Here is a 25,761-nt window from a genome sequence, read left to right on the forward strand (position 1 = left end):
GCGCGAATCACGCGGCGGGCTCAATGGCGATCAGGCGCCTTCGATGCGGTTGGCGTCGAGCACCGTCATGGCCGTCATGTTGATGATGCGGCGCACGGTGGAGCTGTTGGTCAGGATGTGCACGGGGGCATTGGCGCCCAGCAGGAACGGGCCCACCGCGACGTTGCCGCCCGCTGCCGTCTTGAGCAGGTTGTAGGCGATGTTGCCGGAGTCCACGTTCGGGCACACCAGCAGGTTGGCTTCGCCCTTGAGCGTGGACGACGGCAGGATGCGCATGCGCAGGCCTTCGTCCAGCGCGCAGTCGCCGTGCATTTCGCCGTCGATTTCCAGGTCCGGGGCCGCTTCGCGGACCAGTTCCAGCGCGCGGCGCATCTTCTCGCCCGAGGCCGAGCTGCCCGAGCCGAAGTTCGAACGCGACAGCAGCGCGACCTTGGGCGCCAGGTTCATGCGCGCCATTTCCTGCGCGGCCATGATGGTGAATTCTGCGATCTGCTCAGCCGTGGGCTCGTCATTCACGTGCGTGTCCACCAGCACCACCGTGCGCTCGTCGAGCAGCAGGATGTTCATCGCGGCGTAGACGTTGTGGCCCGGACGGCGGCCGATGACCTCGTCCACGAAACGCAGGTGGTCGTGATAACCGCCGACCGTGCCGCAGACCATGCCGTCGGCATCGCCCAGGTGCACCATCATTGCGCCGATCAGCGTCAGGCGGCGGCGCATTTCCACGCGCGCCATTTCCTTGGTGATGCCGCGGCGGCTCATCAGCTCCCAATACGTCGTCCAGTATTGGTGGAAACGCTCGTCGTATTCGGGGTTGGTGACTTCGACGTCTTCGCCCAGACGCAGGCGCAGACCGAATTTTTCGATGCGCGACAGCAGCACCGCGGGACGGCCCACCAGGATCGGACGGGCCAGGCCTTCGTCGACAATGACCTGCACCGCACGCAGCACGCGTTCGTCTTCGCCTTCGGTAAAGACGATCCGCGCCTTGCCGCCCGAACGCACGATGCGCTTGGCCGCCGAAAACAACGGCTTCATGAACGCGCCCGAGTGGTACACAAACTGCTGCAGCTGTTCTTCGTAGGCTTCCAGGTCAGCCAGCGGACGCGTCGCGACGCCACCTTCCATCGCAGCCTTGGCCACGGCCGGCGCGATGCGCACGATGAGGCGCGGATCGAACGGCTTCGGGATAAGGTATTCGGGGCCGAACGAGATGTCGTAGGTGCCGTAGGCAGCGGCCACGACTTCGTTCTGTTCTTCCTCGGCCAGATCGGCGATGGCATGCACGGCAGCCATTTCCATTTCGCGCGTGATGGTCGTGGCGCCCACGTCCAGCGCGCCGCGGAAGATGTACGGGAAGCACAGCACGTTGTTGACCTGGTTCGGGTAATCCGAACGGCCCGTGGCCATCACCACGTCGTCGCGCACGCCGTGGGCGACTTCCGGCAGGATCTCGGGCGTGGGGTTGGCCAGCGCCAGGATCAGCGGACGTGAGCCCATCGCCGCAACCATTTCCGGTTTGAGCACGCCGCCGGCCGACAGGCCCAGGAACACGTCCGCGCCGCCGATCACGTCGGCCAGCTTGCGGGCGTCCGTCTTTTGCGCAAAGCGCGCCTTGTCCGGATCCATCAGCGTGGTGCGGCCTTCATAGACCACGCCCTCGATGTCGGTGACCCAGATGTTTTCCAGCGGCAAGCCCAGGTCCACCATCAGGTCCAGGCACGCCAGCGCCGCGGCGCCCGCGCCGGAGGTAACAACCTTGACCTTTTTGATGTCCTTGCCCACGACCTTCAGGCCGTTGATGAAGGCGGCCGACACGGTAATGGCGGTGCCGTGCTGGTCATCGTGAAAGACCGGGATCTTCATGCGTTCGCGCAGCTTGCGCTCGACGGTGAAGCATTCCGGGGCCTTGATGTCTTCAAGGTTGATGCCGCCGAAGGTGGCTTCCAGGCCGGCGATGATCTCGACCAGCTTGTCCGGGTCGGTTTCGTTGATTTCGATGTCAAAGACATCCAGGCCGGCGAACTTCTTGAACAGCACCGCCTTGCCTTCCATGACCGGCTTGGAGGCCAGCGCGCCGATGTTGCCCAGGCCCAGCACCGCGGTGCCGTTGGAGATCACGCCCACCAGGTTGCCGCGGGCGGTGTAGCGGTACACGTTGGACGGGTCAGCCACGATTTCTTCGCAGGCCGCCGCCACGCCGGGCGAATACGCCAGCGCCAGGTCGCGCTGGTTGACGAGCGGCTTGGACGCCACGACGGAGATCTTTCCCGGGGTGGGGAACTCGTGATAGTCCAGGGCTGCCTGGCGGTCGGAGGGATTGTTCATGGGCTGTGGCCTCGCTGTCTTGAATGTGCAAAATTCTAGGGTGGAAGACATAAGGCGTTCATTCGGATTTAATATCGTCCCATTATGTTTCCCTAATGTCTTGTCTATGACAGCCTTTGATCCGGACGCCGTTTTCCGGAAATTGACCTCGCGCCTGAAGATGCGCCACCTGATGCTGCTGCTGCAGATCGAGCAGCACGGGTCGCTGACCCGGGTGGCCGAGCACATGGCGACCAGCCAGCCCGCCGTGACCAATGCGCTGGCCGAACTGGAGAGCATGTTCGGCGTGCCCCTGTTCGACCGGTCGGTGCGGGGCATGACGCCGACGCCGATGGGCGCCGTGGTGCTGGCACGCGCCCGCGGGCTGGTCCACGACCTGGGCCATCTGGTGCAGGAAATGGAAACGGTCGCGGCCGGGCACGCCGCCCACCTGCACATCGGCGTCATTCCCTTCGTGTCCGGCCAGATGCTGTCGGCGGCCATCGGCCGCACCTTGCCGCAGGGCCGGCAACTGACGGCGACCATTCACGAGGGCCAAGGGCCGGCGCTGCTGCGCCAACTGCGCGACCACACGCTGGACGTGGTCGTCGGATGGGCCACGCCTTCGGTCGACCTGAGCAACATCGGCTTCGAGGTCCTGTACCACCAGCAGCCGCGTCTGATCGCCAGCCGCCGGCTGGCCGCCCGGCTGGGGCGGTCGCGCCTGGAATGGAACCGGCTGGCCGATCTGGACTGGATCCTGGGCACGCCGGGCAGTCCGATCCGCGAGCAGGTGGCCGACATTTTCTTGCGGGCTGGACTGGCGCCCCCGCCGCCGTCCGTGCAAAGCGACTCGTCCAAACTGATCGGCGAGATGATCGTGGCCAGCGACCGCGCAGTCACGATCCTGCCGGCCGACATCGCCGATGAGCTGGTCCGCATTGCGGGCGCGGCCATCGTGCCGTACTCGTTTGACTGGACGCTTCCGCCGATCTCGCTGTTCACGCGGTCCGATGGATTGCGGCGCGACGTCGAGGCGCTGTTTGCGGCGGCGTTGCGCGAGGTCTATCTGAAGGGCACGCGGCCGATGTGATGCGCCGCATGGCCGCGGCGGCGCTGCAAGGGCAGCGGGCCCATGCGCCCCCACAAAAATGCCAACAAATGTAAAGGCCTCGGCCGCGCGGCCGTGCGCGCTCCTATACTTGCGCCCGCCAAGTTTCATGCAGGAGGGCCGCCGCTTGTTCACCATCTCGCCAACCCTTGCGAGCCGCCGCGCGCTTTGCCTGCTGGGGCTCGCCGCGCTGGCCGCGCTTTCAGGCTGCAGTTCGATGCTGGGAGAAGGCACGGGTGCGGCCGCCGGTATCGCCGGCACGGCCATCGCCAACAAGGTGACCGACAACGCTACGGTGGCCACCGGCATCGGCCTGGGCGTGCAGGCAGGCGCGAAGGCCGCGCTGGCCTATGCGCAGCGTCAGACACGCGGCGAAGAGCAGGACGCGATCGCCAAGGCGGCCGGCGCGCTTGCGGTCGGCAAGGTCGCAAGCTGGAACGTCAAGCATGCGTTGCCGATCGAGGACGACGCGCGCGGCCAGGTCACCGTCAGCCGGCTGATCGGCGGCGGCGACCTTCAATGCAAGGAAGTGGTGTTCTCGGTGGACACGCCTGCCGACAAGGCGGGCGCCGACCCCGAGCGCGAGTTCTACGTCACGACCGTCTGCCGCGACGGCGAAAACTGGCGCTGGGCCAGCGCCGAACCGGCAACGGCCCGCTGGGGTTCGCTGCAGTGACGCGCGCGTTTGGCATGCTGGCGCTGGCCGCCAGCCTGGCGCTCGCGGGCTGCCAGAGTTCCTCGATCGGTCCCGCGACGGGCGCGGTGGTCGGCACGCTGAGCGGCGCGGCCACGGCCAATCCGGTTGCCGGCTTTGCGATTGGCGTGACGGTGCAGGCCGTGGTGGATGCCACGGTGAAGTACGTGCTGCGCGAATGGAAGAACGACCAGCAGAACGTCATGGCCAACACGGTCGGCGCGCTGCCCATCGGCGAAGTCCGGCAGTGGCAGATCAAGCGCACCCTGCCGGTGGGCAACGAGCGCGGCAGCATCCAGGCGGTGCGCGACATCGACACGCCGCTGGCGCATTGCCGCGAAGTGCTGTTCACCGTAGAGGTGGAAGGCGCCGCCCCCGCCTATACGAGCACGATCTGCCAGCGCCGGGACGGGCAATGGAAGTGGGCCTCGGCCGAGCCGTCGGTGGCGCGCTGGACGGGACTGCAATAGCAGGCTTGATCGCGGCAAGCGCGGCGGGCGATACTGGACCGGCCTTTTTTACGCCCCGTCCATTGTCATGCCCGCTGGCCAGTTCCACATGCAACGCAGCGCCATCCCCGGCGTGCAGGCCGTATCGGCCCGCAGCGGGCATGCGTTCGCGCGGCACACGCACGAGCAGTTCGGCATCGGGGTGATGCGCGCGGGCGCACAGATATCGCATAGCGGGCGCGGCCAGGTCGAGGCCGGACCGGGCTACGTCATCACGGTCAATCCGGGCGAAGTCCATGACGGCGCGCCGATCGGGGACGGTGAACGCGCCTGGCAGATGCTGTATCTGGATCCCGGCGTGGTCGCCGCCTGCACCGCAGACATCGCGGGCGACGGCCCGCCGACGCTTGGCGACGCGGGCGTGCTGTTCCGCACGTTGCGCTATGCGTTCGAGCACCCTGCCCGCAACCAGCCGGATCTGGCGGGCCGCGTCCTCGCGCTTTACACGCAGGTCACCGCCGGCGCGTCGAGGCTGGCCTGCGATGCACTCCTGTTGCGCGTGCTGGCGCACGCGGGCGGCCCGCGCGGCGCGCCCATGGCCCCGCCCGATCGTGAAGGCATCCCGGCGTCCCTGCGCCATTCGATTTCCCTGATCGACGACGACCCGGCCGCCGCGTTGTCGCTGGCCGATCTGGCCGGCGCCAGCGGCCTCTCCCGCTACCAGGTGCTGCGCGCCTTCTCGCGCGCCACGGGGCTGACCCCGCATGCCTACCAGATGCAGCGCCGCCTGCTGCTGGCGCGCCGCCTGATCCGCCAGGGCGTGGCGCTGGCCGGCGCCGCCGCATCAGCCGGGTTTGCCGATCAAAGCCACATGACGCGGCTCTTTGTCCGCGCCTACGGCGTGTCGCCGCACCGGTACGCGTTGGCTGCCGGCGCCTGACCCGCCTTCCCTGCAATTTCATTCAAGACCGGCCCCGCCCCCGCACGTAGCCTGAGCTTTTCCACGGAAAAGGCATGCGATGGCCATCAGCAAACAGCGGCTCGGTTATCTGTATCTGGCGACGGCCATGGTGCTGGTCGGCAGCACCGTGACCGCCAGCAAGATCATAGGCGCGGACCTGCCGCCCTTCACCGCGACCGCGCTGCGCTTTGCCATCGCGCTGCCCTGCTTCGCGCTGCTGATGGCGGTATCGGGCGCGCGGCTGCCCAGGCTGAATTGGCGCGACTGGCTGCTGCTGATGGTGCAGGCCATTGCCGGCAGCGTCGGGTACACGACCCTGCTCATCGCGGGGCTGCAACGCACCTCGGCGGTGGACGGCGGGATCATTCTTGGGACGCTTCCGCTGGTCACCGCCGCCATCGCCGTGCTGCTGCTGGGCGAGCGGCCGGGCAAGCCGGCCGTGGCCGCGATTGCGCTGGCGGCGTTTGGCGTGTGGCTGATGTCGGGCGAGGTGGCCGAACCGGATGCGCAAGGCTCGCTGGCAGGCAACGCGCTGATCGTGGGCGCCGTCGCGTGCGAAGGGCTCTTCATCCTGCTGAACAAGCGCCTGCGCACGCCGGTCGCGCCGCTTGCCCTGTCGACGGTGATGGCAGCGTTTGGCCTGGTGTTCTCGGCAGCGGCCAGCCTGATGGAGGCGCCGTGGACGCTGACCTTCACGCCGGACGCGGTCGCGGCGGTTGCGTATTACGCGCTGGTGCCCACAGTGGGCGGCTTTCTGCTCTGGTATGCGGGCGCGGCGCGCGTGCCCGGGTCGGAAGCGGCGCTGTTCACGGCGCTGGCGCCGTTATCGGCGGTGATGCTGGCGGCCGGTCTGCTGGGCGAATCGCTATCGGCCACGCAGATTGCCGGCATGGGCTGCGTGCTTGGCGCGGTCGTGTTGCTGGGCGGGACCCGGCGCAGCGGGCCGGCCGCACCTACCCCCGGCTGAAGGCCAGCGCAAATTCATCCGAAAAGATATCGGCCAGCGCGTGGCGCAATGCCGCGGCACGCTCGACGCCGTACGCGGCCTCGAAACGCGTCTGCGCGTCCTTCCACAAGCGGCGTGATTCCGCCAGCTTGGCGCGGCCGGTCTCGGTCAGTTCGACCCGGCGGCTGCGCCCGTCCAGCGGGTCGCGCATCATGTGCACATACCCGTCGCGCTGCAAAGGCTTGAGGTTGTGGGCCAGCGCGGACCGGTCCAGCACCATCGCGCGGGCCAGGTCGGTCATCGAGGGCGACCCCGCGCGCGCAATGTGCACCAGGATCGAATGCTGCGACACCTTCAGGCCGCAGGGCGCGAGTACGGTGTCGTAGAGCTGGGACACGCGGCGCGTCGCCTTGCGCAGCGCAGCGCCGTTACAGACGAGCGGATCCGGGGGAACGGCGGAGCCGAAGAGCGGGGCGTCGGACATGGCGGCCAAAGAAGAAAAATCGGCGGGCAAGGTCATAACGCTACCGCCGGGGCGGGTTCGCGTCCAGCCCGTAATTGACAGATATTGGCATATGCACGTAAATTTTGCCAATCACGTCTTCCGGCCTTTCCCATGCCAGCGACCGCTTCGCCACGTCCCGCCAATGCGCGCTTGCACGCGATGCTGCATGGCCCCATCGCGCCCACCCTGGCACGGCTGGCGTGGCCCAACATCCTGATGATGCTGGCGCAGTCGTCCACCGGCCTGATCGAAACCTGGTTTCTGGCGCGGCTGGGCACGCCGGTGCTGGCCGGCGTGGCGCTCGTCGTGCCGGTGCTGATGCTGATGCAGAACATGTCGCAGGGTGCGATGGGCGGCGGGATTTCCGCGGCAGTGGCGCGCGCCCTGGGCGGCGGCCGGCAACAAGAGGCCGACCAGCTCGTGCTGCACGCGGTCGTGCTGAACGCCTTGCTGGGTCTGGCCTTTTGCGTGCTGCTGCTGGCCTTCGGTCCGGCGCTGTACCGCGCGCTGGGGGCCGAGGGCGAAGCGCTCGATGCCGCGCTGGCGTATTCCAATGTGATCTTCGGCGGCATCATCCTGATGTGGTTGATGAACGCCTTTGCCAGCGCCATTCGCGGCACCGGCAACATGCTGGTGCCGGGCGCGGTCATCTGCGGCGGCGCGCTGCTGCTGATTCCCTTGTCGCCGTGCCTGATCTTCGGATGGGGCCCGTTCCCCGCGCTGGGCGTGGCGGGCGGCGGCTGGGCGCTGGTGATCTACTACGCCGTCGGCACGCTGATCCTGGGCGCCTATTGCGCCAGCGGACGCAACGCGGCGCGGCTGGTCGCCAGCCGGCTGCATGCCACATTGATGCGCAACATCCTCAGCGTGGGCGCGCTGGCCACCATCAACCCGCTCATGACCAACGCGCTGGTGGCGTTGACTGCCGCGCTGGTTGGCGCCTACGCGGGCGAGGCGGCGGTGGCGGGCTATGGGGTGGCGGTGCGGCTGGAATACCTGCTGATGCCGATCGCGTTCGGGCTGGGCGCGCCCATGGTGGCGATGGTGGGTTCCAACATCGGGGCCGGCCAGCCCGAGCGCGCCCTGCGCATCGCCTTGACGGGCGGGGCGATGGCTTTCGTGCTGGCCGAAGCGATCGGGCTGACGGCGGCGTTTTTCCCCGAAGCGTGGCTGCGCCTGTTCGGCGCGCAGGACCACATGCTGGAGGCGGGCGCCGGCTATCTGCGCATCGTGGGTCCGGTGTACGGCTTCTTTGCGCTGGGCTTTTCGCTGTACTTCGCGTCGCAGGGCGCGGGCAGGCTGAAGTGGCCGCTGACGGCGGGATTCCTGCGGCTCTTGATCGGCATCGGCGTGGGCGGCATCGCGCTGCACGTCACCGGTTCGCTGACGGTGTTCTTCGTGATCTCGGCCGTTGCGATGTGCGTCTACGGCCTGATCATCCTGGCCGCCGTCGCGTCGGGCTCGTGGTTCGACCGCGGCCACCTGCCGGGGCGCCGGCTGTTCGCGCGGTGACGCGCGCAGGCGCGTCGGGGACCGGGTCCACGGGCGCTTGGATTGCATCGCCTGCCGGCGCGTCGCGCAACGCATAGGCCACCAGATCCGCCGCATACGCGGGAAGATCGTCGCGCACGCACAGCACCAGATCGCGTGACGCCCACGGATCCGCCAGCGCCACGCGGCTTACCCCCGCCGCGCGGCCGTAGCGCACGGCCGCCGCGCGCGGCACGATGGCCACGCCGACGCCCTGCCCGACCATGCGGCACACGGCATCGAAGCTGCGTAGCCGCACGCGATAGGACAGCGCCTTGCCGCTGCGGCGCGCGTGATGCGAAATGTGCTCCTGCAGCGCGCTGCCTTGCACCAGTCCCACGAATTCAAACCCGGCCACATCCTCCAGCAGCACCTGTGGCTGCGCGGCGAGCGGATGGCCGCGCGGCACGATCAGCGTCAGCGGGTCGTGGCGAAAGATGCGCGTGCGCAGGCCGTGCAGGTCGGCGGAGTCCGCCAGCACGCCGATGTCGCACGCGCCGGTCCGCAGCGCGTCGGCGATCTCGTGGCTGAGGCGCTCTTCGAGGTCGACGGAAATATGCGGATGGTCCTTGAGAAAGGCGCCCAGCACGGGCGGCAGGTATTCGCTGAGCGCGGTGGTGTTGCACAGCACGCGCACATGCCCCTTGAGTCCGGCCCCGTAGTGATCCAGCTCGCCGCGCATGCGGTCGATCTGGCCCAGCACCAGCCGCGCGTGGTGAACCAGTGTGCGTCCGGCGGGCGTGATCTGCACGCCGCGCGGCTCGCGCACCAGCAGCGGCACGCCCAGGGCGTCTTCCATGCCACGGATGCGCTCGCTGGCCGACGCCAGCGTCATGTGCGACCGCCCCGCGCCCGCCGTGATGGAGCCGGTTTCGTGCACGTTCAGAAAAAGGCGTAGGTCGGTCAGGTCAAAGCGCATGGAAAAAAGCGTAGCACGCGAGCCTCAGGCGCATCCATAGCCTGGGTACGCCAGATCCCGATAGGCGCGGCCCGGCGCGCGCAGCAGAATGCGTCCATACCCACCCAGACAGGCGGAAACCATGAACATTTCACTCTTGCGCAGCCGCGCCGCGCGCTGGCCGGGCCTGGCCCTGGTCGCACTGGCGCTGCACGCCTCAGGCGGGGCCGAAGCGAACACCGGGCTTGGCGGCCCCATCACGCCCGCCCAGCAATTTGCGCTGGCGCTGGAAGCCCAGACGCAGGGCGACCATGGCGCGATGCTGACGTGGCTGCGCGCCGCCGCGCGCGCGGACCACCAGCCCGCCCAGCGGATGCTGGGCATGGTGCTGATCGGCGGTCCGGCGTTGTACGGCCCCTCGCTGCCCGCCGACCTGTGCGAGGGACGCGCGTGGCTGCTGCGCGCCGCCCGCCAGAACGCAGGCCCGTCGCAGGATGTGGCCTACGCCCTGTTCGGCCGCCCCAAGGACGCGCTGACCGCGCACTGCGAGCCCGCATGAATCTTCTCGATCCCGCTTTGCTCGCGGCTGTTGTCGCCGTCTTCATCCTGGCCGGCGTGGTCAAGGGCGTGGTCGGGCTGGGCCTGCCCACCATTTCCATGGCATTGCTGGCGCTGGTGATGGCGCCGGCGCAAGCCGCGGCGCTGCTGATCGTGCCGTCGCTCATCACCAACCTGTGGCAGGCGCTGCCGTGGGTCACGATGCGCGCGGTCCTGCGCCGGATCGCCGGCATGCAGGCCGGCGTCTGCGTCGGCACGGTGGCGGGCGCGCTGTGGCTGGGTCCGCCCTCGGGCGAATGGGCCGGCATCTGCCTGGGACTGGCGTTGGTGGCCTACGCCGCCTGGGGGCTGTTTGGCACGCCGCCCACCGTGCTGCCCCGGCACGAGCCATGGGTCGGCATCGCGGTCGGCACGGTCACCGGCGTGATCACGGCCGCCACCGGCGTCTTCGTCATCCCGGCCGTGCCTTATCTGCAAGCCCTGAAACTGGACAAGGACGCGCTCATCCAGGCCATGGGGATTTCCTTCACGGTGTCGACCGTGGCGCTGGCCGCGGGACTCTGGCTGAATGGCGGCTACACGGCAGGCGCCGCCAGCGCGTCGCTCCTGATGCTGCTGCCGGCGCTGGCCGGGATGGCGCTGGGACAGCGGCTGCGCAATCGGCTGTCGCCGCGCACGTTCAAGCTGTGCTTCATGATCAGCCTGGCGCTGCTGGGCGCCTACCAGGCCGGGCGCGGGCTGTTGGGGAGCTAGGCGGCCAGGCGGCTTGCGTCAACGGCACCGATCGACACCGACATCTCGCGCCAGCGCGCCAGCTCCTGCTGCACCGACTGGATCTTGCTGCGCGCCTGGTCGAAGGAATCGCGCCCCAGGAACAGATGCAGCGGCGCGTACTGCGCCTCGGCGGCCTGGATCAGCGCCTGCGCCGCCTTGAGCGGGTCGCCGCTCTGGTCCCAGCCCTGCACGCCGCGCGCGGCCAGCTCAGGGGATTGCTCGGCACTGCCCGCGCGCATCGCGCCCGGATAGACGAGCGACACGCGGATGCCCAGCGGCGCGGCCTCCGTGGCCAGGGATTCGGTCAGCCCGCTGACGGCAAACTTGGCGGCGCTGTACGCGCCCCATTCCGGCGCGCGGCCATCGAAGCCAAGAATCGACGAGATATTGAACACATGCCCGCCGCGCTGCGCGCGCAAGCGCGGCATGACCGCGCGGATGACATTCAACACCCCGAATACATGCGTATCGAAGGTGCCGCGCAGTTGCGCGTCCGACAAACGGTCAAGCGCGCCTTGCACGCCCTGCCCGGCGCCGTTCACCACGACGTCGATGCCGCCAAAGGCCGCCGCTGTGGCGTCCACCGCGCGGCGCACCGCGCGCTCGTCGGCCAGGTTGACCGTCAAGGGCAGGAACCGGCCTTCCAGCTTGGCGCCCACCGCTTCCAGCAACGCATCGCCATCGCCCGACGTGGCCGCGACCTTATGCCCCTGGTCCAACAGCATTTTGACCAGCGTGACGCCCAGTCCCGCCGACACGTCCGTCACCAACCAGATTTTTTCGGTATTCATGCGATTCCCTTCCCTTGCTTGCAGCCCCGGCAAGATGCCTGGCTGCCCGGCCGATGCCCCCGCGCTCCGCAAAGCCGCGGCCGGCGCGGCCCTGGACAGGATAGTAAGAATCGGCCGCGCGGGCGTACAGGCAGGATCTTGCGTGAAACCTGCCTATTTCTACGGCAATGCGATATGGCGGATAATCCGTCTGTTTGCCGCCGCCATGCGCGGCGGGTCACTGCGGGGCGTTTTTCCCGCTGCTTTCGGAGTTAGCTATGCATCGCGGCATTGAGGCGATCGAACACTTCATGGAATCTATCGGCCTGCCCTGGCAGCCCGGCCGCGTCGCGCGCGCCGAACTGCGCGTCAGTTACCGCATCGGCAATACCCGCCCGCTGGGCATCGACCGCACGCTGGTGGAATTCCACTGCGACGCCAAACGGGCAAAGGTGTGGGTGCCGGAGTTTTCGCGCACCAGCTTCCACCAATGGTTCGAAGTCCCTTATCAGGACTTCGAGTACACGCCCGGCGGATCGATGCTGAAGATCAAGGCCGCCGCGCGCGGCAACGCGCCGCCCTATAGCGTGGGCATCAAGCCGCTGGCCTGATCGCCCCGCCCGGAACGCCGGTCATAGCTGCTTGTACATGATCGTCGTTCCATCCACCTTGGCCGGGTCGAGCGGATCGCGCGCAAAACCCGGAATCACCCCCACGGTCTGATAGCCCAGCGACGCATACAGCGGCTCGGCTGAATCGCCCGTGCGCGTGTCCAGCGTAAGCAGGCTGCGATGCAGGCGGCGCGCCATGTCCTCGACCTCGTGCATCAGCCGGCGCGCAATGCCCTGGCGGCGGAAATCCGGATGCACCAGCAGCTTGCGCACCTCGGCGCGGTGCGGCTGGTTCGGCGGCGTGTCGACATCCAGCTGCACGGACCCGGCAACCTGCCCATCCACGCTCGCGACCCACAGCTTGACCGCCCCACTCTCGACGCCCGGCAGCACCTTGCGGCGCCAGAACGCCTGCGCATCATCAACCGTGTACGGCAGCACGAAGCTGACGCTGGCGCCGCCCTGCACGCACGCGTGCAGCAGGGTGGCCAGATCGGGGGTGGCGGCCTCGGCCGCGTCGGCCGTCAGCAGCGTCAATTCAAGATTTGCAGGGGTCATGGCAAGGCTCAGACGATGAAAAGCAGGTAGCGGGCGCCGCTGTGCGGCGGGGTGACGAAGGCGCTGGCGCCGAAGAGCTGGTAGCGCAGGCAGTCGCCCGGCAGCAGGCGATGCGCTTGCCCATCCACCGTGACGCAAAGCTCTCCGTCCAGCATCAGCAGATGGTGTTCAAGGCCCGGCCGCGGGGAGTGGTCGTAACGGATGCTGGCGTCGGCGGCCAGTTCGCAGGCCAGCACCTCGCCCGCCAGGCGCTGCGACGGCGGCGACACCGAGCGGCGTCGAAAGCCCACGCTGTCATCCACCCACACCGCCTGCGCGGCTTCGGCCACGCGGGCGGCAAAGTCGTCCTCGACCATCAGCATGAGGCGCGACATGGTCATGCCATGGGCGGCGCAGAGCTTGCCCAGCACGCTGGCGGTGGGACTGACCTCGCCGTTCTCAAGCCGGGAAAGCGTGGCGCGGCTGATGCCGGCGCGGCCGGCCAGATCGTCCAGCGACCAGCCCCGGTCCTGGCGCAGCGTTTTAAGCCGGGCGGCAAGGCGAAGATCCAGCCCGGCATCGGCGGTGGCGTTTGGTTGTTCCATATTCGGGAATTTATCCCAGATATGAAAAAACGTCGACCGCGTGGTTTCCCCGATGCGCAATCCGTTCGCCCGCCGGACACTACGAGCGACCCGCGCCGCATTCGGCACAATAGCGGTCATGCACTTGGGCAAACTCCTCTACATGACCATCTTTTGCGCGTTGACCTCCGGTTGTTCCCTTCCCTCGCTGGACAAGCGCAGCGTGTCGCAGGGCCTTACCGCTGAGGAGGCCGGGGCCACGCCCCTGGGCCAGGCGATCGCCCCGCTGGCCGCCGCGCATCCCGGCAAGTCCGGCATCCACGCCCTCGCCAATCCCCTGGACGCCTTTGCCGCCCGCATGATGCTGGCGCGCGCGGCCGAGCGCAGCCTGGACGTGCAGTACTACATCTGGCACGACGACATGACGGGCATCATGCTGTTCGAGGCGCTGCATGAGGCCGCCGACCGCGGCGTGCGCGTGCGCCTCCTGCTGGACGACAACGGCACGGCGGGACTGGACCGGACGCTGTCCGCGCTGGACGGGCATCCGAACATCGAGGTCCGGCTCTACAACCCCTTCACACTGCGCTGGCCCAAGCCGCTCGGTTACCTGACGGACTTCAACCGGCTGAATCGCCGGATGCACAACAAGTCGTTCACCGCCGACAACCAGGCCACCATCGTCGGCGGCCGCAATATCGGCGACGAGTACTTTGGCGCCACCGACGGCGTGCTGTTCAGGGACATGGACGTGCTGGCCATCGGCGCTGCCGTCAGCGACGTGTCGGCCGATTTCGACCGCTACTGGCGCAGCGAATCCGCCTATCCGGTCGCAGGCATCGTGCGCAAGGCTGCGTCGAACGAACTGGAAGAACTGGAGGCGGATGCCGCCGCGGTCGAACAATCGCCCGAGGCCGCGGCCTATGCGCAGGCCATGCGCGACCTGCCCTTCATCCGGCAATTGCTGCGCGGCGAGCTGCCGCTGGAATGGGCGCGCACCCGCATGGTCAGCGACGATCCCGGCAAGACGCTGGGCACCGCGCCGCGCGAGGCGATGCTGCCGCACCAGTTGCACGAGATCGTGGGCGAGCCGGCAAAGGAACTGCTGCTGGTGTCGCCCTATTTCGTACCCACGGCCGCGGGCACGCAGGCATTTGCCAAGATGGCGCGCAATGGCGTCAAGGTTCGGGTGCTGACCAACGCGCTGGAAGCGACCGACGTGGCAGTCGTGCATTCGGGCTACGCCAAGCGCCGCAAGGACCTGCTGGCCGCCGGCGTCGAGCTCTACGAAATGAAGCGCGCGGTGCAGGGCGTCGAGCGCAACAAGAGCATGGGCCCCTTCGGCAGTTCAGGCTCCAGCCTGCACGCCAAGACCTTCGCGGTGGATGGCGAGCGCGTCTTCGTCGGGTCATTCAATTTCGATCCGCGCTCGGCGCGTTTGAACACCGAGCTGGGATTCGTGATCGACAGCCCCGCGCTGGCGCGGGGCATCGAGAAGGCCTTTGAAGAGGAACTGCCCCGCACCGCTTACCAGGTCAAACTGGACGACATGGGCAAGCTCTATTGGCTGGAAGCGCGCGACGGCCATACCCTGCGCCACGACCGCGAACCTGGCGCCAGCCTGCTGCAACGCGCGACGGTGTGGGTGGCGTCGCTGCTGCCGCTGGAGCCGTTGCTGTAGGGGTGCAACGGTCGAAAACCGCAACAAGCGGAGTGGCCCGCTTGTCCGCAAGGCGTAGACTGGACGCAGCAGTTTTTCCGCACCGGTTTTCCATTCAACGACCATGACCACGACGCCCGCCGACGCCCTGCTCGCGCAGCAGGATTGGACCCGCGCCGCCGCCGACCTCGACGCGCACGGCAACGCCATCCTGCCCGCGTTGTTGACGCCTGCGCAATGCAACGGGCTGTCGGCCGCCTACGACCACGATGATCGCTATCGCAGCCGGATCGTGATGGCGCGCCACGGATTCGGGCGGGGCGAATACAAGTATTTCCGCTATCCCTTGCCGGAGCTGCTTGCCCGCCTGCGCGGCGCGCTTTATGCCCAACTGGCGCCCATTGCCAACCGGTGGAACCGGCAGATGGGCATCGCCGTGCAGTATCCGGCGGACCACGCGGATTTTCTTGCGCGCTGCCATGCGGCCGGCCAGCGCCGGCCGACGCCGCTGATCCTGCAATACGGGCCGGGCGACTACAACTGCCTGCACCAGGACCTGTATGGCGAACACGTGTTTCCGTTGCAGGTGGCGGTGCTGCTGTCCGCGCCCGAAGCGGATTTCACGGGCGGTGAATTCGTCATGACGGAAACCGGCAGCCGCGAGCAGCGCGCCGACGTGCTGCCTTTGCAACAGGGCGATGCGCTGATCTTCACGGTGAACCAGCGCCCGGTTCCCGGCGTGCGCGGGTGGCGCAAGGTGGCCATGCGCCACGGTGTCAGCGAACTGCGGTCGGGACAGCGCCATACGCTGGGCATCATCTTTCACGACGCGGTGTGACATGACCCTGGATCTATTCGGCGGCGACGATCCCGCCCAGCAGGGCCGCGTGATACTCGGCCCGCAATCGGTGGTGCTGCGCGGCTTTGCGCTGCCGACCGTGGACGCGCTGCTGGCCGGCGTGGACGAGGTGACCGCGCAGGCGCCGTTCCGGCACATGGAGACGCCCGGCGGCTACACGATGTCGGTCGCGTTGACCAACTGCGGCGAGCTCGGTTGGACGACGGACGCACGGGGTTATCGCTACAGCCGCATCGACCCGGTGTCCGGCCAGCCGTGGCCCGCGATGCCGCAGGCCTTCAGGCAGTTGGCGCAGGACGCGGCGCGTGAGGCCGGCTTTCCGGATTTCGCGCCGGATGCGTGCCTGGTCAACCGCTATGAACCCGGCTCGCGCCTGTCGCTGCACCAGGACCGCAACGAACGCGATTTCGGCGCGCCCATCGTGTCGGTGTCGCTGGGCATGCCGGCGATGTTTCTGTTCGGGGGAGACGACCGCGCGGACCGCGCGGCGCGGGTGCCGCTGTTTCATGGCGACGTGGTGGTGTGGGGCGGCGTGGACCGGCTGCGGTTTCACGGCGTGATGCCGTTGAAGGACCTGCCGCATCCGCGGCTGGGCAGCCGGCGCATCAACTTCACGATTCGCAAGGCGGGATAGGGGCGCCCGGCCTCTGCCGGCGCCCCCGTGGAACCGCCTTGGTTACCCAGGCCGGCCCCGCATCGCTTACGCAGCACGCAACTGCACACGCGGGAAATCCACCGGCACGTCGAACGCCACATTCACGTAATTGGTGAAGAGGTTCAACGCCACGTGCGCCAGGATCTCGACGATCTGCTCGTCATTGAAGCCGGCCGCGCGCACCGCCGCCACGTCGGTGTCGGCCACCTGGCCATGCTGGCGCACCAGCTTCAGCGCAAAATCCAGCGCCGCGGCGGTCTGCGGATCGTCAGCGCGGCCGGCCTGGGCCGCGGCCATCTGTTCGGCGCTGGCGCCGGCCTTGCGGCCCAACGCGGTGTGCGCGGCCAGGCAGTATTCGCAGCGGTTGCGATCGGCGACCGCGACGGCGATCTTTTCCGTCAGTTGCGGCGGCAGCACGCCGCCGCCCAGGGCGCCGAACGCGCCCCACATGCTTTTCAGGGCGGCGGGCGAGTTCGCGACGGCGCGGAACATATTGGGAGTCGCGCCGAACGCGCCGTGGATCTGGTCAAGCAGCGCCTTGCTGGCAGCGGGAGCAACGGAGGAGTCGATGAGTTGAACGCGGGACATGATGTTTCCTTTCAGTGAGTTGATTCAGTCGTTGTGGGAAAGGCGCCGGTTGGTTTCCTGCTGCCTTTGCGCCAGTATGGGCGGGTCGGTAGTAATATTGGGCACCTATCGTCCACGATTCATATCTATTCGTCCAAGGCACCATGACGCCCTCGCTTGACCGTCTGTCCGCCCTGCTCGACCGGTTCCGCGTGCGGGCGCAGCTGTTCCATGCCGGCCCGCTGTGCGGCCTGAACCGGTTCGCGCCCGAACCCGGGCGCGCCTTCCTGCATGTGCTGCGGCGTGGGGACATGGAGGTCGCGCACCGGGCCGGCAGCGGTCTGCCCCGCCGGCTGCGCGTGGCCGAGCCGACGTTGCTGTTCTACGCGCGCCCGGTGCACCATGAATTCCATAACCCGCCCGAGGACGGCTCGGACTTCACCTGCGCCACGCTGCATTTCGAAGGCGGCGACCACCATCCGCTGGTGCGCGCGCTGCCGCCGCTGATCGCGTTGCCGCTAGCGCGCGTCGACGGACTGGAGCAGGCGCTGACGCTGCTGTTTGCCGAAACCGAACAGGTGCGATGCGGGCAGCGCCTGCTGGCGGACCGCCTGTTTGAAGTGGTGTTGATCCAGCTGCTGCGCTGGCTGATCGACCACCCCTCCGAGGCAGGCATACAGATCGGGCTGATGACGGGACTTGCCGAACCGCGCCTGGCGCGCGCGCTGGTCGCCATGCACGAGCAGCCCGGCGCGGCGTGGACGCTGGCGGCGCTGGCAACCCGCGCGGGCATGTCGCGCAGCGCCTTTGCCGCCGCGTTCAAGAACGTGGTCGGCCAGCCGCCCGCGGACTATCTGGCCGACTGGCGCCTGACGCTGGCGCAGTCGCGCTTGCGGGAAGGCATCGCCGTCAAGACGATCGCCGCCGAGCTGGGCTACGCCAACGCCTCGGCCCTGTCGCGCATCTTCAGCCAGAAGCTGGGCGCGTCACCGCGGCAATGGCTGGATGCGCGCGCGGGCCAAGGCTGAGCAAGCCTAGGTTGACGATCGGGCAGCCGGCGTTGCGCAGGCCGGATCGCCGGTGACGCGGCGGCCCAACATGAGGGTTCACCATGTCTGGCGGCGGCCGCACGGCGGCCCTACTATTGCGCACCCCTCAGGCCTACCCGTCGGACTGTCATGCCTATCCGCACTGCCCTCGCCCTGCTTTGCACCCTGACCTGCGCGTCCGTCCTGGCGGCCACCCCGCCCGACATCGTCGAGAACTCACTGGGCATGACGTTCGTGCGCGTGCCGGCAGGCACGTTCCAGATGGGCAGCGATGAAGATCCCGCCACGCTGGCCGCCGCTTATCCGCACTATCCGCCCGATCGCTACGCCCAGCTCTTTGACGAAGCGCCCGTGCACACCGTCCGCATCACGCGGCCGTTCTACCTGGAGCGCACGGAGGTCACCGTGGGCCAGTTCCGGCGATTCATCGAAGCGTCCGGCTACGTGCCGGAGTCCGAAGCCGATGGCACGGGCGGCTACGGCTACAACGCCGCGTACGACCCGGAAACGTCCGCGTCGGGCGACGCCTTTGAAGGCCGCGACCGCCGATATTCGTGGCGCAACCCGGGCTTTGCGCAGGGCGACGATCACCCCGTGGTGAACATCAGTTGGAACGACGCGCAGGCGTTGGCGCAGTGGCTGACCAAGACGGAAGGCCGCGTGTACCGCCTGCCCACCGAAGCCGAATGGGAATATGCCTGCCGCGCCGGCACGCGCACCCGTTATCAAAACGGCGACGATCCGGCGGCGATGCCGGACGTGGGCAACGGCTTTGATGCCGACGCCAGCCCGCTGTGGCCAAAATGGCAAACGTTCGCTTCACCGCGCCACGACGGCAACACCTTCACCGCGCCGGTCGCCAGCTACGCGCCCAACGCATTCGGCCTGTACGACATGCACGGCAACGCCTGGGAATGGGTTGCGGACTGGTACGGCGAGGACTACTACGCCCACTCCCCGACCGACGACCCGCAGGGCCCGGCCGCCGGCAACGTGCGCGTGCGGCGCGGCGGCTCGTGGCATACGTGGGCGCTGTACACGCGCTCGTCGTACCGCAACTGGAACACGCAGGAAACGCGCTATCCGCTTGTCGGCCTGCGCCTCTTGCGCGAGGCCGACGCCGCCGACTGACGTAAAAGACTTCCCGGTGGGTTAGCATGGCCGCACGATCCATTTGAAGAGAATCCTGACATGCACACGCTGGGCCGTCTCGTCCTGCTTGTAAACGACTACGACACCGCCATCGCCTTCTACCGGGACAAGCTCGGGATGGAGGTGTCTGTCGACATGCCCGTCGGCCAGCAGCGCTATGTGCATCTGCGTCTGCACGATCAGCCCTCGGTGGGCATGTGGCTGCTGCAAGCGCAGACACAGGCGCAGCGCGATCGCGTGGGCGACCAGACCGGCGGCCAGCCGGTCGGCGTGTTCTACACGGACGACGTGCTGCGCGATCACGCGCACTTTTCGGCCAAGGGCGTGCGCTTCACGCGCGAGCCCGTGCACGAAGAGACCGCCGCCTATGCCCACTTCATCGACCTGTACGGCAACGAGTTCGTGCTGGTCCAGTTGAAGCAGCCGGCGTAACTGCCGGACCCGGCCATGGCCATCGATGCGACCCGCAAGGACTGGATCCGGCGCGCCGCGCCGTCCAGCCGGGTCGAGCGCATCGAGGCGTATTTCGGCGGCCACGGCTACGACATGCACCGCCACGACACCTACGCCATCGGCCGCACCCTTGCCGGCGTGCAGAGCTTTCACTACCGGCGCGGCATGCGGCACAGCCTGCCGGGCGGCACCATCGTGCTGCATCCCGACGAAGCGCATGATGGCCAGGCCGGCACCGACGCGGGCTTTCATTACCGGATGATCTACGTGGAGCCGGCGCTGATCCAGCAGATCCTGGGCGGCCGCGCACTGCCGTTCATCCGCGACGGCATCAGCGCCGATCCGCGGCTGTACGCGGCCAGCGGCGCGCTGCTCCCGGCCACGGGCCAGGACATCGACCCGCTGCAGGAAGACGACGCGCTGTTTGAACTGGCGCACGCGCTGTGCGCCGCCGCGGGCCGCCGGACAGGCCGGCGCGCGCCCGACTACGCCGCCGCCGAACGCGCGCGGCACTACATCCACGCGTCGCTGGATCAGCCGATTCTGCTGGACGACCTGGCGCGCGCCGCCGGCACGGATCGCTGGAGCCTGTCGCGCGATTTCCGCGCGCTGTTCGGCACCAGCCCGTACCGCTACGTGATGCTGCGGCGCCTGGACCTGGCGCGCCGGCTGATTGCGGCGGGTACTCCACTGGCGCAGGCCGCGGCAGACGCCGGCTTTACCGATCAAAGTCACCTAACGCGCCGCCATGTGCAGGCCTACGGCATGGCGCCGGACCGCTGGCGGCGGATGCTGAACGGCTGACACGCGGCGCCGGCGGCCCTCGGCAAAACCTGCGCGATCGTACAAGACGGCACGCCTGGCGCCGCCGTATCGTGGGGTTTTCCTTTCCGAGAGTCCGCCATGTCCGTTCCCGCTTCCATCAATCTTGCCGCCAAGCTGGCCCTGATTAACGACCACTGGATGCCGAAGGTCATCGCGGAGATGAACGACTACCAGTTCAAGCTCGTCAAGCTGCAAGGCGATTTTGTCTGGCACTCGCACGCTGACACGGACGAGACGTTCATCGTCATCGCCGGCCATCTGCGAATCGCGCTGCGTGGCGGCGAGATCGCGCTGGGTCCCGGCGAAATGACGGTGATACCCAAGGGCGTGGAACACAAGCCCTGTGCGCCGCAGGAAGTGCAGCTCATGCTGATTGAGCCGCGCGGCGTCGCGAACACCGGCGACGAAGGCGGCCCGCGCCGTGCGCCCAACGACGTATGGATCTGATCGGCGGCGTTTGCTAACGTGTGGCCCACAGTGAATCCCCACCGGGGACGAGCCAAACAGGAGGAAACCATGTCCAAAGTCATGCTGGTCACTGGCGGCAGCCGCGGCATCGGGGCCGCCGTCGCCAAGCTGGCCGCGCGCCGCGGCTACGCGGTCGGCGTCAACTACCACGCCAATGCCGACGCCGCACAGGCGGTCGTGGACGAGATCGCCCGCGACGGCGGCAAGGCGGTCGCGATTCAGGCGGATGTTGCGCAGGAAGAGCAGGTGCTGCGCATGTTCCGCACGCTGGACGAACAGCTGGGCCGCATCGACGCGCTGGTCAACAATGCCGGCATCCTGGAAAAGCAGATGCGCGTCGAGGACATGGACGCCGCCCGGCTGCACCGGGTGCTGTCCACCAATGTCGTCGGCGCGTTCCTGTGCGCGCGCGAAGCCGTGCGGCGGATGTCGCCGCGCCACGGCGGCCAGGGCGGCGCCATCGTCAACGTATCGTCGGCGGCCGCGCGGTTGGGTTCCCCCAACGAATACGTGGACTACGCCGCGTCCAAAGGTGCGATGGACACGCTGACCATCGGGCTTTCCAAGGAAGTCGCGCCAGAAGGCATCCGCGTGAACGGCGTGCGCCCCGGCACGATCTACACCGAGATGCACGCCAGCGGCGGCGAGCCGGGCCGTGTGGACCGGCTGAAAAGCGTCATTCCGCTGCGCCGTGGCGGCACCGTGGAAGAAGTGGCCGGGGCGGTGATGTGGCTGTTCTCGGACGAGGCCGGCTATACCAGCGGTTCGTTCATCGAGGTGTCGGGCGGCAGTTAATCGGCACCCCGGAACAGGATCCGCTGACTACGGCGCCCCCTTGTCGTCCGTCGAGATCACGCGTTTTTCCTGGCTTGCGGAAATGCGCGCCTCGACGCGGCGCAGCACGGCCAGCACGAAAAGCGCCATCAGGGTGCTGACCACGGCAGTGGCCTCGCGGCCCATGCCGGCGGCCACGCCGATGGCGGCGGTCATCCAGATGCTGGCCGATGTGGTCAGGCCGTGGATTTCGCGCTCGGCGCCCAGCTTGATGATGGCGCCCGCCCCCAGAAAGCCGATACCCGCGATCACGCCTTGCAGCACGCGGCTCAAGTCGCCGACTTCCATGCCGCCCTGCAACGGCACCAGCACGAAAATGGCCGCGCCCAGCGCCACCAGCATGTGCGTGCGCAGCCCGGCCGCCTTGCCGCTGCGTTCCCGTTCGTAACCCAGCAGACCGCCCAGCAGGACGGCCATGCTTAAGCGCAGCACGATGCGCGTTGCCTCTGCCACATCGGGAATATCGGCAAACTCCGTACGCACTGCAGTCCAGATTTCCAGCCAGATTTGCGACATCGACGAGTCCTTGGAGCCGAGGAGAAACCGAGCATAGCAGGCGGCACGCGGACGCGGCACACCTGCGAGCCTTCAAAAATTCTTCGTCGGGTCCCACAGCGCCGTGCATCCGGTTTACAACGTCTGCAAGGCCGCGCCGATCGGCGCGCATCGACAGGAGCGCTACATGGATCTGGAGCTGGCGGGTAAACGCGTACTCATCACGGGTGCCTCCAAGGGCATCGGCCTGGCGTGCGCCATCGCGTTCGCGCGGGAAGGCGCCGAGCCGATACTGGTTGCGCGCGACGATGCCGCATTGCATGGCGCCACGGCAGCCATCCGCGAGCAGACGGGACGGCAGGCGGGCGCGGTCACGCTGGACCTGGCGCAGACCGGCGCAGCCGAACGTCTTTGCAAGGAGACGGGTCCCGTCGATATTCTGGTGAACAATGCCGGCGCCGTGCCGGGCGGCGCGCTGGATCAGGTTCAGGACGAACGCTGGCGCGCGGGCTGGGAATTGAAGGTGCATGGCTACATCAGCCTGGCGCGCCACTGCTATCCGGCGATGCGCGACGCGGGATCCGGCGTCATCGCCAACATCATCGGCATGGCGGGCTCGGCACCGCGCGCCGATTACATCTGCGGTGCGGCGGCCAACGCCTCGCTCATTGCGTTCACGCGTGCGCTGGGCGGCGAATCGCCGCGCCACGGCGTGCGGGTGTTCGGCGTCAATCCGTCACGCACGCGCACCGACCGCGTGCTGACGCTGGCACGGCAACGCGCGCAGGCGCGCTGGGGAGATGAATCGCGCTGGCAGGAAACCCTGTCGGACCTGCCCTTCGGGCGGCTGATGGAACCGGGCGAGGTGGCCGACATGATCGTCTTTGGCGCCTCGCCGCGCGCGGGCTATCTGAGCGGCACCGTGATCGACCTGGACGGCGGCGAACAATACGCCACGCACGGGCGCTGACGCTGGCGCGGCGGATACGCGTCAGGCGCTAGCCGCCCGCCAGCCCGACAGCAGCGCCGGCAATTCGCGCATGTCCGTGAACACGTGCGACACGCCCACGTTGCGCAGCGCCTGTGCGCCGCTGTGGCCCGGTTCGCCCGGGCTGTAGCCGAACACCGTGGCGCCGGCGGCCACGCCCGCCGTTGCGCCGGTGACCGTATCCTCGACGATCGCGCAGCGCGCCGGATCCACGCCCAGCGCCTGCGCGGCCGCCAGGTATACGTCCGGGAACGGCTTGCTGCGCGGCATTTCGTGACCGCTAAAGACGCGGCCCTCGAAGCAGTCCGCAATGCCCACCTTGGCCAGTTGCAGCTCGACCTTGCGGCGGTCCGCGCCCGACGCCACGGCAATGCGTCCATTCAGCGCTTCGTGCAGCGCGCGCACGGCATCGGGCGCGCCGGGGATTTCGACGAGGTCACGGTCCAGCGCGTCGTTGCGGCGCTGGCGGAACTGGTCGAACCACGCTTGATCGATCGTGGCGCCGGTGCGCGCCTCGATCAGCGGCAGCTCGTCCTTGACTGCCTTCCCGGTGAAGATCTGCATCGTCTCGGCGTGCGTGATGCCCCAGCCCAATTCATTGAGCATCTCGGTCAGCACGCGGCTGGTGATGGGTTCGGAATCGACCAGAACGCCGTCGCAGTCGAACAGCACGGCATCAAAGGGAAAATCAGTCATTGCGGGCAGCGGGGGGAGTGTCGATGAAGCGGGTAAGCATACTGCACGGCAACTGACCGGCGGCTGGCGCGGCCCTGCGGACAGCAAGCGGCGGAGTGCCGGGGTGCGCTGGAGTGGCTAAGCTGTGGATTCGTACGACCACGCCCCCATCCAAGACACGCCAAGGACCATGACCACGCCCACCTCTCGCCCGCTCGGCGAATACGACTGGACACGCATTGCGCAAGACCTGAATGCGCAGGGCTGGGCGCTGCTGCCCGCGCTCTACGCGCCGGACGATGCGCGCACGCTGGCTCGGACGAAAGCCCTGTCCGAACCCCTGCCGCCACCAATGACCAGCCTGCGCACCGATCTCTACACGCGCCTGCTACCGGTGGCTCGCGCGTGGGCAAGCGCATTGGACGCGGAAGTCTCCTACCCAGAAAATCTGCCCGCCTACATCCAGCAGAACCGCCAATCAGGTCAAACGCGCAGCCTCTCCACGATCCAGCGCCTGCACGCCCCCGGCTACCAGCCGCTGCTGCAGCATGCCGACGGCGCCAGCGTGTTTCCGTTGCGGCTGATCGTGCTGCTGTCCGAGCCCGGCGTGGACTTTACGGGCGGCGAACTTGTCATGACCGAGCAGCGCCCGCGCATGCAGTCGCGCCCGATGGTGCTGCCGCTGGGCCTGGGCGATGGAGCAGTATTCGCGACGTCGCATCGCCCCGTGTCGGGCACGCAGGGCATCTACCGCGTCACGGAACGCCAGGCCATCAGCCGCGTGCGCAGTGGTGAACGCGTCGGCCTTGACGTGATGCTGCACGACGCGCCGTAACGCACCGCACCGCCGCACATCCCGCTTTCAGTTTTCCGCCGTGATGTTGCCGTCGGTCACGACCTTGGCAAACACCGCCGTCTGCGCCTTGATGAACGCGCGGAATTCATCCTGGCTCATCGGCTGCACTTCGCCGCCCAGCTCGCGGATGCTGGCCACGAATTTCTCGTCCTTCAGGCTGCGGTCGATGGCGGCCGCCAGCTTCTGCTGCACTTCCGGCGGCGTATTGGCCGGCACGAAGACGCCAAACCAGTTTTCCAGCGCGTAGTCCTTGAGCGGCGCGTACTCGGCCAATGCGGGAATGTCGGGTGCGAACGACGCGCGCTTGGCGGATGTCACCGCCAGCGGCTTGACCTTTCCGCTTTTGATGAACGGCAACGCGCCCGCCAGGCTGACAAAGGTCAGGTCCACGCTGCCGGCCGCCACGTCCACCAGTTGCGCCGCGGCGCCCTTGTACGGCACGTGAACCATCTTGATGCCCGCCAGCGACTGCAGCAGCTCGCCATTCAGATGCTGCGGATTGCCCACGCCGCTGGTCGCGTACGTGAGCTTGTCGGGATGCGCGCGGCCATACGCCACCAGCTGCTCGACATTCGCAACCGGCAGCTTGGGATTGGCGACCAGCACGTTCGGCACGCGGGCGATCAGCGCGACGGGCGCCAGGTCCTTTTCGGGCTGGTATTGCATCTTGCTCTTGAAGACGAGCGGATTGATGGCCGTCTCGCCGGCGGATCCCAGCAGCAGCGTCGCGCCGTCCGGCGCGGAACGCACGACCGCCGTCGCGCCCAGCATGCCGCTGGCGCCTGGCTTGTTCTCCACGACCACGCCCTGCGGCAGTTCGCCGCGCAGGCGCTCGGCCAGCAACCGGCCCATGCCGTCCACGCCCCCGCCCGCGGCGAAGGGCACGATCAGGGTGATGGGCCGGTTAGCCGGCAGGTCGGCGGCGTGGAGCGGGGTTGAGGCGGCAAGCGCCAGGGCTGCGGCGGCGGCCAGGGTACGGATGGGGGGCAT

30 protein-coding genes are annotated in these 25,761 nt (G+C 68.1%); 20 read left to right on the plus strand and 10 right to left on the minus strand.

Annotated features, from left to right (window positions below; all coding sequences use genetic code 11):
* Positions 1–30: 30 nt before the first annotated feature.
* Entirely contained in the window at positions 31–2,328 is a 2,298-nt protein-coding gene (locus CLM73_RS22545) for an NADP-dependent malic enzyme (protein ID WP_105240314.1), read from the minus strand.
* Between the two features lie 106 nt (positions 2,329–2,434).
* On the opposite strand from CLM73_RS22545, the gene CLM73_RS22550 reads away from it, so the two are divergent.
* From CLM73_RS22550 to CLM73_RS22570, 5 genes are all read left to right on the plus strand, one after another.
* Entirely contained in the window at positions 2,435–3,400 is a 966-nt protein-coding gene (locus tag CLM73_RS22550) for a LysR substrate-binding domain-containing protein (RefSeq protein WP_105240315.1), read from the plus strand.
* A gap of 145 nt (positions 3,401–3,545) precedes the next feature.
* On the plus strand, positions 3,546–4,094 hold the full coding sequence (locus CLM73_RS22555) for a hypothetical protein (protein WP_105241670.1): 549 nt from the start codon (positions 3,546–3,548) through the stop codon (positions 4,092–4,094).
* On the plus strand, positions 4,091–4,582 hold the full coding sequence (locus tag CLM73_RS22560; RefSeq protein WP_234015713.1) for a hypothetical protein: 492 nt from the start codon (positions 4,091–4,093) through the stop codon (positions 4,580–4,582). Before CLM73_RS22555 ends, CLM73_RS22560 begins: the two co-directional genes overlap by 4 nt.
* A 67-nt stretch (positions 4,583–4,649) precedes the next feature.
* Positions 4,650–5,501 carry an AraC family ligand binding domain-containing protein gene (locus CLM73_RS22565; protein ID WP_105240316.1) on the plus strand — a complete coding sequence of 284 codons (852 nt, stop codon included), beginning with the start codon at positions 4,650–4,652 and terminating at the stop codon, positions 5,499–5,501.
* Positions 5,502–5,580: 79 nt separating this feature from the next.
* On the plus strand, positions 5,581–6,489 hold the full coding sequence (locus CLM73_RS22570; RefSeq protein WP_105240317.1) for a DMT family transporter: 909 nt from the start codon (positions 5,581–5,583) through the stop codon (positions 6,487–6,489).
* Here CLM73_RS22570 and CLM73_RS22575 read toward each other — a convergent pair.
* On the minus strand, positions 6,476–6,952 hold the full coding sequence (locus CLM73_RS22575) for a MarR family winged helix-turn-helix transcriptional regulator (RefSeq protein ID WP_105241672.1): 477 nt from the start codon (positions 6,950–6,952) through the stop codon (positions 6,476–6,478). The genes CLM73_RS22570 and CLM73_RS22575 overlap by 14 nt on opposite strands.
* A 132-nt stretch (positions 6,953–7,084) precedes the next feature.
* Between CLM73_RS22575 and CLM73_RS22580 the strand changes: the two genes are divergently transcribed.
* Positions 7,085–8,485 carry an MATE family efflux transporter gene (locus CLM73_RS22580; protein WP_105240318.1) on the plus strand — a complete coding sequence of 467 codons (1,401 nt, stop codon included), beginning with the start codon at positions 7,085–7,087 and terminating at the stop codon, positions 8,483–8,485.
* On the opposite strand, the gene CLM73_RS22585 is transcribed toward CLM73_RS22580, so the two are convergent.
* Positions 8,409–9,422 (minus strand): LysR family transcriptional regulator, encoded by a 1,014-nt coding sequence (locus CLM73_RS22585; RefSeq protein ID WP_105240319.1) that lies wholly within the window; start codon positions 9,420–9,422, stop codon positions 8,409–8,411. The genes CLM73_RS22580 and CLM73_RS22585 overlap by 77 nt on opposite strands.
* Before the next feature lie 121 nt (positions 9,423–9,543).
* Between CLM73_RS22585 and CLM73_RS22590 the strand changes: the two genes are divergently transcribed.
* The gene (locus tag CLM73_RS22590) at positions 9,544–9,960 is read left to right on the plus strand and encodes a hypothetical protein (RefSeq protein ID WP_105240320.1); all 417 of its coding nucleotides are present in this window, start codon (positions 9,544–9,546) and stop codon (positions 9,958–9,960) included.
* Entirely contained in the window at positions 9,957–10,712 is a 756-nt protein-coding gene (locus CLM73_RS22595) for a sulfite exporter TauE/SafE family protein (protein ID WP_105240321.1), read from the plus strand. Before CLM73_RS22590 ends, CLM73_RS22595 begins: the two co-directional genes overlap by 4 nt.
* Here the strand turns inward: CLM73_RS22595 and CLM73_RS22600 are convergent.
* Positions 10,709–11,524: an SDR family NAD(P)-dependent oxidoreductase gene (locus CLM73_RS22600; protein WP_105240322.1), complete on the minus strand. Its 816-nt coding sequence runs from the start codon at positions 11,522–11,524 to the stop codon at positions 10,709–10,711. The genes CLM73_RS22595 and CLM73_RS22600 overlap by 4 nt on opposite strands.
* Before the next feature lie 257 nt (positions 11,525–11,781).
* Between CLM73_RS22600 and CLM73_RS22605 the strand changes: the two genes are divergently transcribed.
* Positions 11,782–12,114: a hypothetical protein gene (locus CLM73_RS22605; protein WP_105240323.1), complete on the plus strand. Its 333-nt coding sequence runs from the start codon at positions 11,782–11,784 to the stop codon at positions 12,112–12,114.
* Positions 12,115–12,135: 21 nt separating this feature from the next.
* Here the strand turns inward: CLM73_RS22605 and CLM73_RS22610 are convergent, their stop codons facing one another.
* Together CLM73_RS22610 and CLM73_RS22615 are read right to left on the minus strand one after the other, a co-directional pair.
* Complete coding sequence (locus CLM73_RS22610) at positions 12,136–12,672, minus strand: GNAT family N-acetyltransferase (protein WP_105240324.1); 537 nt, start codon at positions 12,670–12,672, stop codon at positions 12,136–12,138.
* 8 nt (positions 12,673–12,680) lie between these two features.
* A complete protein-coding gene (locus CLM73_RS22615) occupies positions 12,681–13,256 on the minus strand; it encodes a helix-turn-helix domain-containing protein (protein WP_105240325.1) in 576 nt (191 codons plus the stop codon).
* Positions 13,257–13,374: 118 nt separating this feature from the next.
* On the opposite strand from CLM73_RS22615, the gene CLM73_RS22620 reads away from it, so the two are divergent.
* From CLM73_RS22620 to alkB, 3 genes are all read left to right on the plus strand, one after another.
* Positions 13,375–14,916 carry a phospholipase D family protein gene (locus CLM73_RS22620; protein WP_105240326.1) on the plus strand — a complete coding sequence of 514 codons (1,542 nt, stop codon included), beginning with the start codon at positions 13,375–13,377 and terminating at the stop codon, positions 14,914–14,916.
* A 103-nt stretch (positions 14,917–15,019) separates the two neighbouring features.
* Complete coding sequence (locus CLM73_RS22625; RefSeq protein WP_105240327.1) at positions 15,020–15,733, plus strand: 2OG-Fe(II) oxygenase; 714 nt, start codon at positions 15,020–15,022, stop codon at positions 15,731–15,733.
* Between the two features lies 1 nt (position 15,734).
* Entirely contained in the window at positions 15,735–16,388 is a 654-nt protein-coding gene (gene alkB, locus CLM73_RS22630; protein ID WP_105240328.1) for a DNA oxidative demethylase AlkB, read from the plus strand.
* Between the two features lie 66 nt (positions 16,389–16,454).
* Here the strand turns inward: alkB and CLM73_RS22635 are convergent, their stop codons facing one another.
* The gene (locus CLM73_RS22635) at positions 16,455–16,997 is read right to left on the minus strand and encodes a carboxymuconolactone decarboxylase family protein (protein WP_056558312.1); all 543 of its coding nucleotides are present in this window, start codon (positions 16,995–16,997) and stop codon (positions 16,455–16,457) included.
* A gap of 143 nt (positions 16,998–17,140) precedes the next feature.
* Here CLM73_RS22635 and CLM73_RS22640 point away from each other — a divergent pair, with 143 nt between their 5' ends.
* The 6 genes from CLM73_RS22640 (at position 17,141) to CLM73_RS22665 (ending at position 21,718) form a co-directional block, all read left to right on the plus strand.
* On the plus strand, positions 17,141–18,004 hold the full coding sequence (locus tag CLM73_RS22640) for an AraC family transcriptional regulator (protein WP_105240329.1): 864 nt from the start codon (positions 17,141–17,143) through the stop codon (positions 18,002–18,004).
* 150 nt (positions 18,005–18,154) lie between these two features.
* A complete protein-coding gene (locus CLM73_RS22645) occupies positions 18,155–19,156 on the plus strand; it encodes a formylglycine-generating enzyme family protein (RefSeq protein ID WP_105240330.1) in 1,002 nt (333 codons plus the stop codon).
* Between the two features lie 60 nt (positions 19,157–19,216).
* A complete protein-coding gene (locus tag CLM73_RS22650; RefSeq protein WP_056558318.1) occupies positions 19,217–19,609 on the plus strand; it encodes a VOC family protein in 393 nt (130 codons plus the stop codon).
* 15 nt (positions 19,610–19,624) lie between these two features.
* Positions 19,625–20,434: an AraC family transcriptional regulator gene (locus tag CLM73_RS22655; protein WP_105240331.1), complete on the plus strand. Its 810-nt coding sequence runs from the start codon at positions 19,625–19,627 to the stop codon at positions 20,432–20,434.
* A gap of 99 nt (positions 20,435–20,533) precedes the next feature.
* Positions 20,534–20,902, plus strand: coding sequence for a cupin domain-containing protein (locus tag CLM73_RS22660; RefSeq protein WP_105240332.1), 369 nt, complete (start codon positions 20,534–20,536; stop codon positions 20,900–20,902).
* A gap of 69 nt (positions 20,903–20,971) precedes the next feature.
* Positions 20,972–21,718, plus strand: coding sequence for an SDR family oxidoreductase (locus tag CLM73_RS22665; protein WP_105240333.1), 747 nt, complete (start codon positions 20,972–20,974; stop codon positions 21,716–21,718).
* Positions 21,719–21,745: 27 nt separating this feature from the next.
* Here the strand turns inward: CLM73_RS22665 and CLM73_RS22670 are convergent, their stop codons facing one another.
* Positions 21,746–22,273: an MgtC/SapB family protein gene (locus tag CLM73_RS22670; protein ID WP_105240334.1), complete on the minus strand. Its 528-nt coding sequence runs from the start codon at positions 22,271–22,273 to the stop codon at positions 21,746–21,748.
* Between the two features lie 166 nt (positions 22,274–22,439).
* Between CLM73_RS22670 and CLM73_RS22675 the strand changes: the two genes are divergently transcribed.
* Positions 22,440–23,222, plus strand: coding sequence for an SDR family oxidoreductase (locus tag CLM73_RS22675; protein ID WP_105241673.1), 783 nt, complete (start codon positions 22,440–22,442; stop codon positions 23,220–23,222).
* A gap of 21 nt (positions 23,223–23,243) precedes the next feature.
* On the opposite strand, the gene CLM73_RS22680 is transcribed toward CLM73_RS22675, so the two are convergent.
* On the minus strand, positions 23,244–23,936 hold the full coding sequence (locus CLM73_RS22680) for an HAD family hydrolase (RefSeq protein WP_105240335.1): 693 nt from the start codon (positions 23,934–23,936) through the stop codon (positions 23,244–23,246).
* 169 nt (positions 23,937–24,105) lie between these two features.
* On the opposite strand from CLM73_RS22680, the gene CLM73_RS22685 reads away from it, so the two are divergent.
* A complete protein-coding gene (locus tag CLM73_RS22685) occupies positions 24,106–24,750 on the plus strand; it encodes a 2OG-Fe(II) oxygenase (RefSeq protein WP_105240336.1) in 645 nt (214 codons plus the stop codon).
* A 27-nt stretch (positions 24,751–24,777) separates the two neighbouring features.
* Here the strand turns inward: CLM73_RS22685 and CLM73_RS22690 are convergent, their stop codons facing one another.
* Complete coding sequence (locus tag CLM73_RS22690) at positions 24,778–25,761, minus strand: Bug family tripartite tricarboxylate transporter substrate binding protein (RefSeq protein ID WP_105240337.1); 984 nt, start codon at positions 25,759–25,761, stop codon at positions 24,778–24,780.

Source organism: Achromobacter spanius (assembly GCF_002966795.1).
Taxonomy (GTDB): domain Bacteria; phylum Pseudomonadota; class Gammaproteobacteria; order Burkholderiales; family Burkholderiaceae_B; genus Achromobacter; species Achromobacter spanius_D.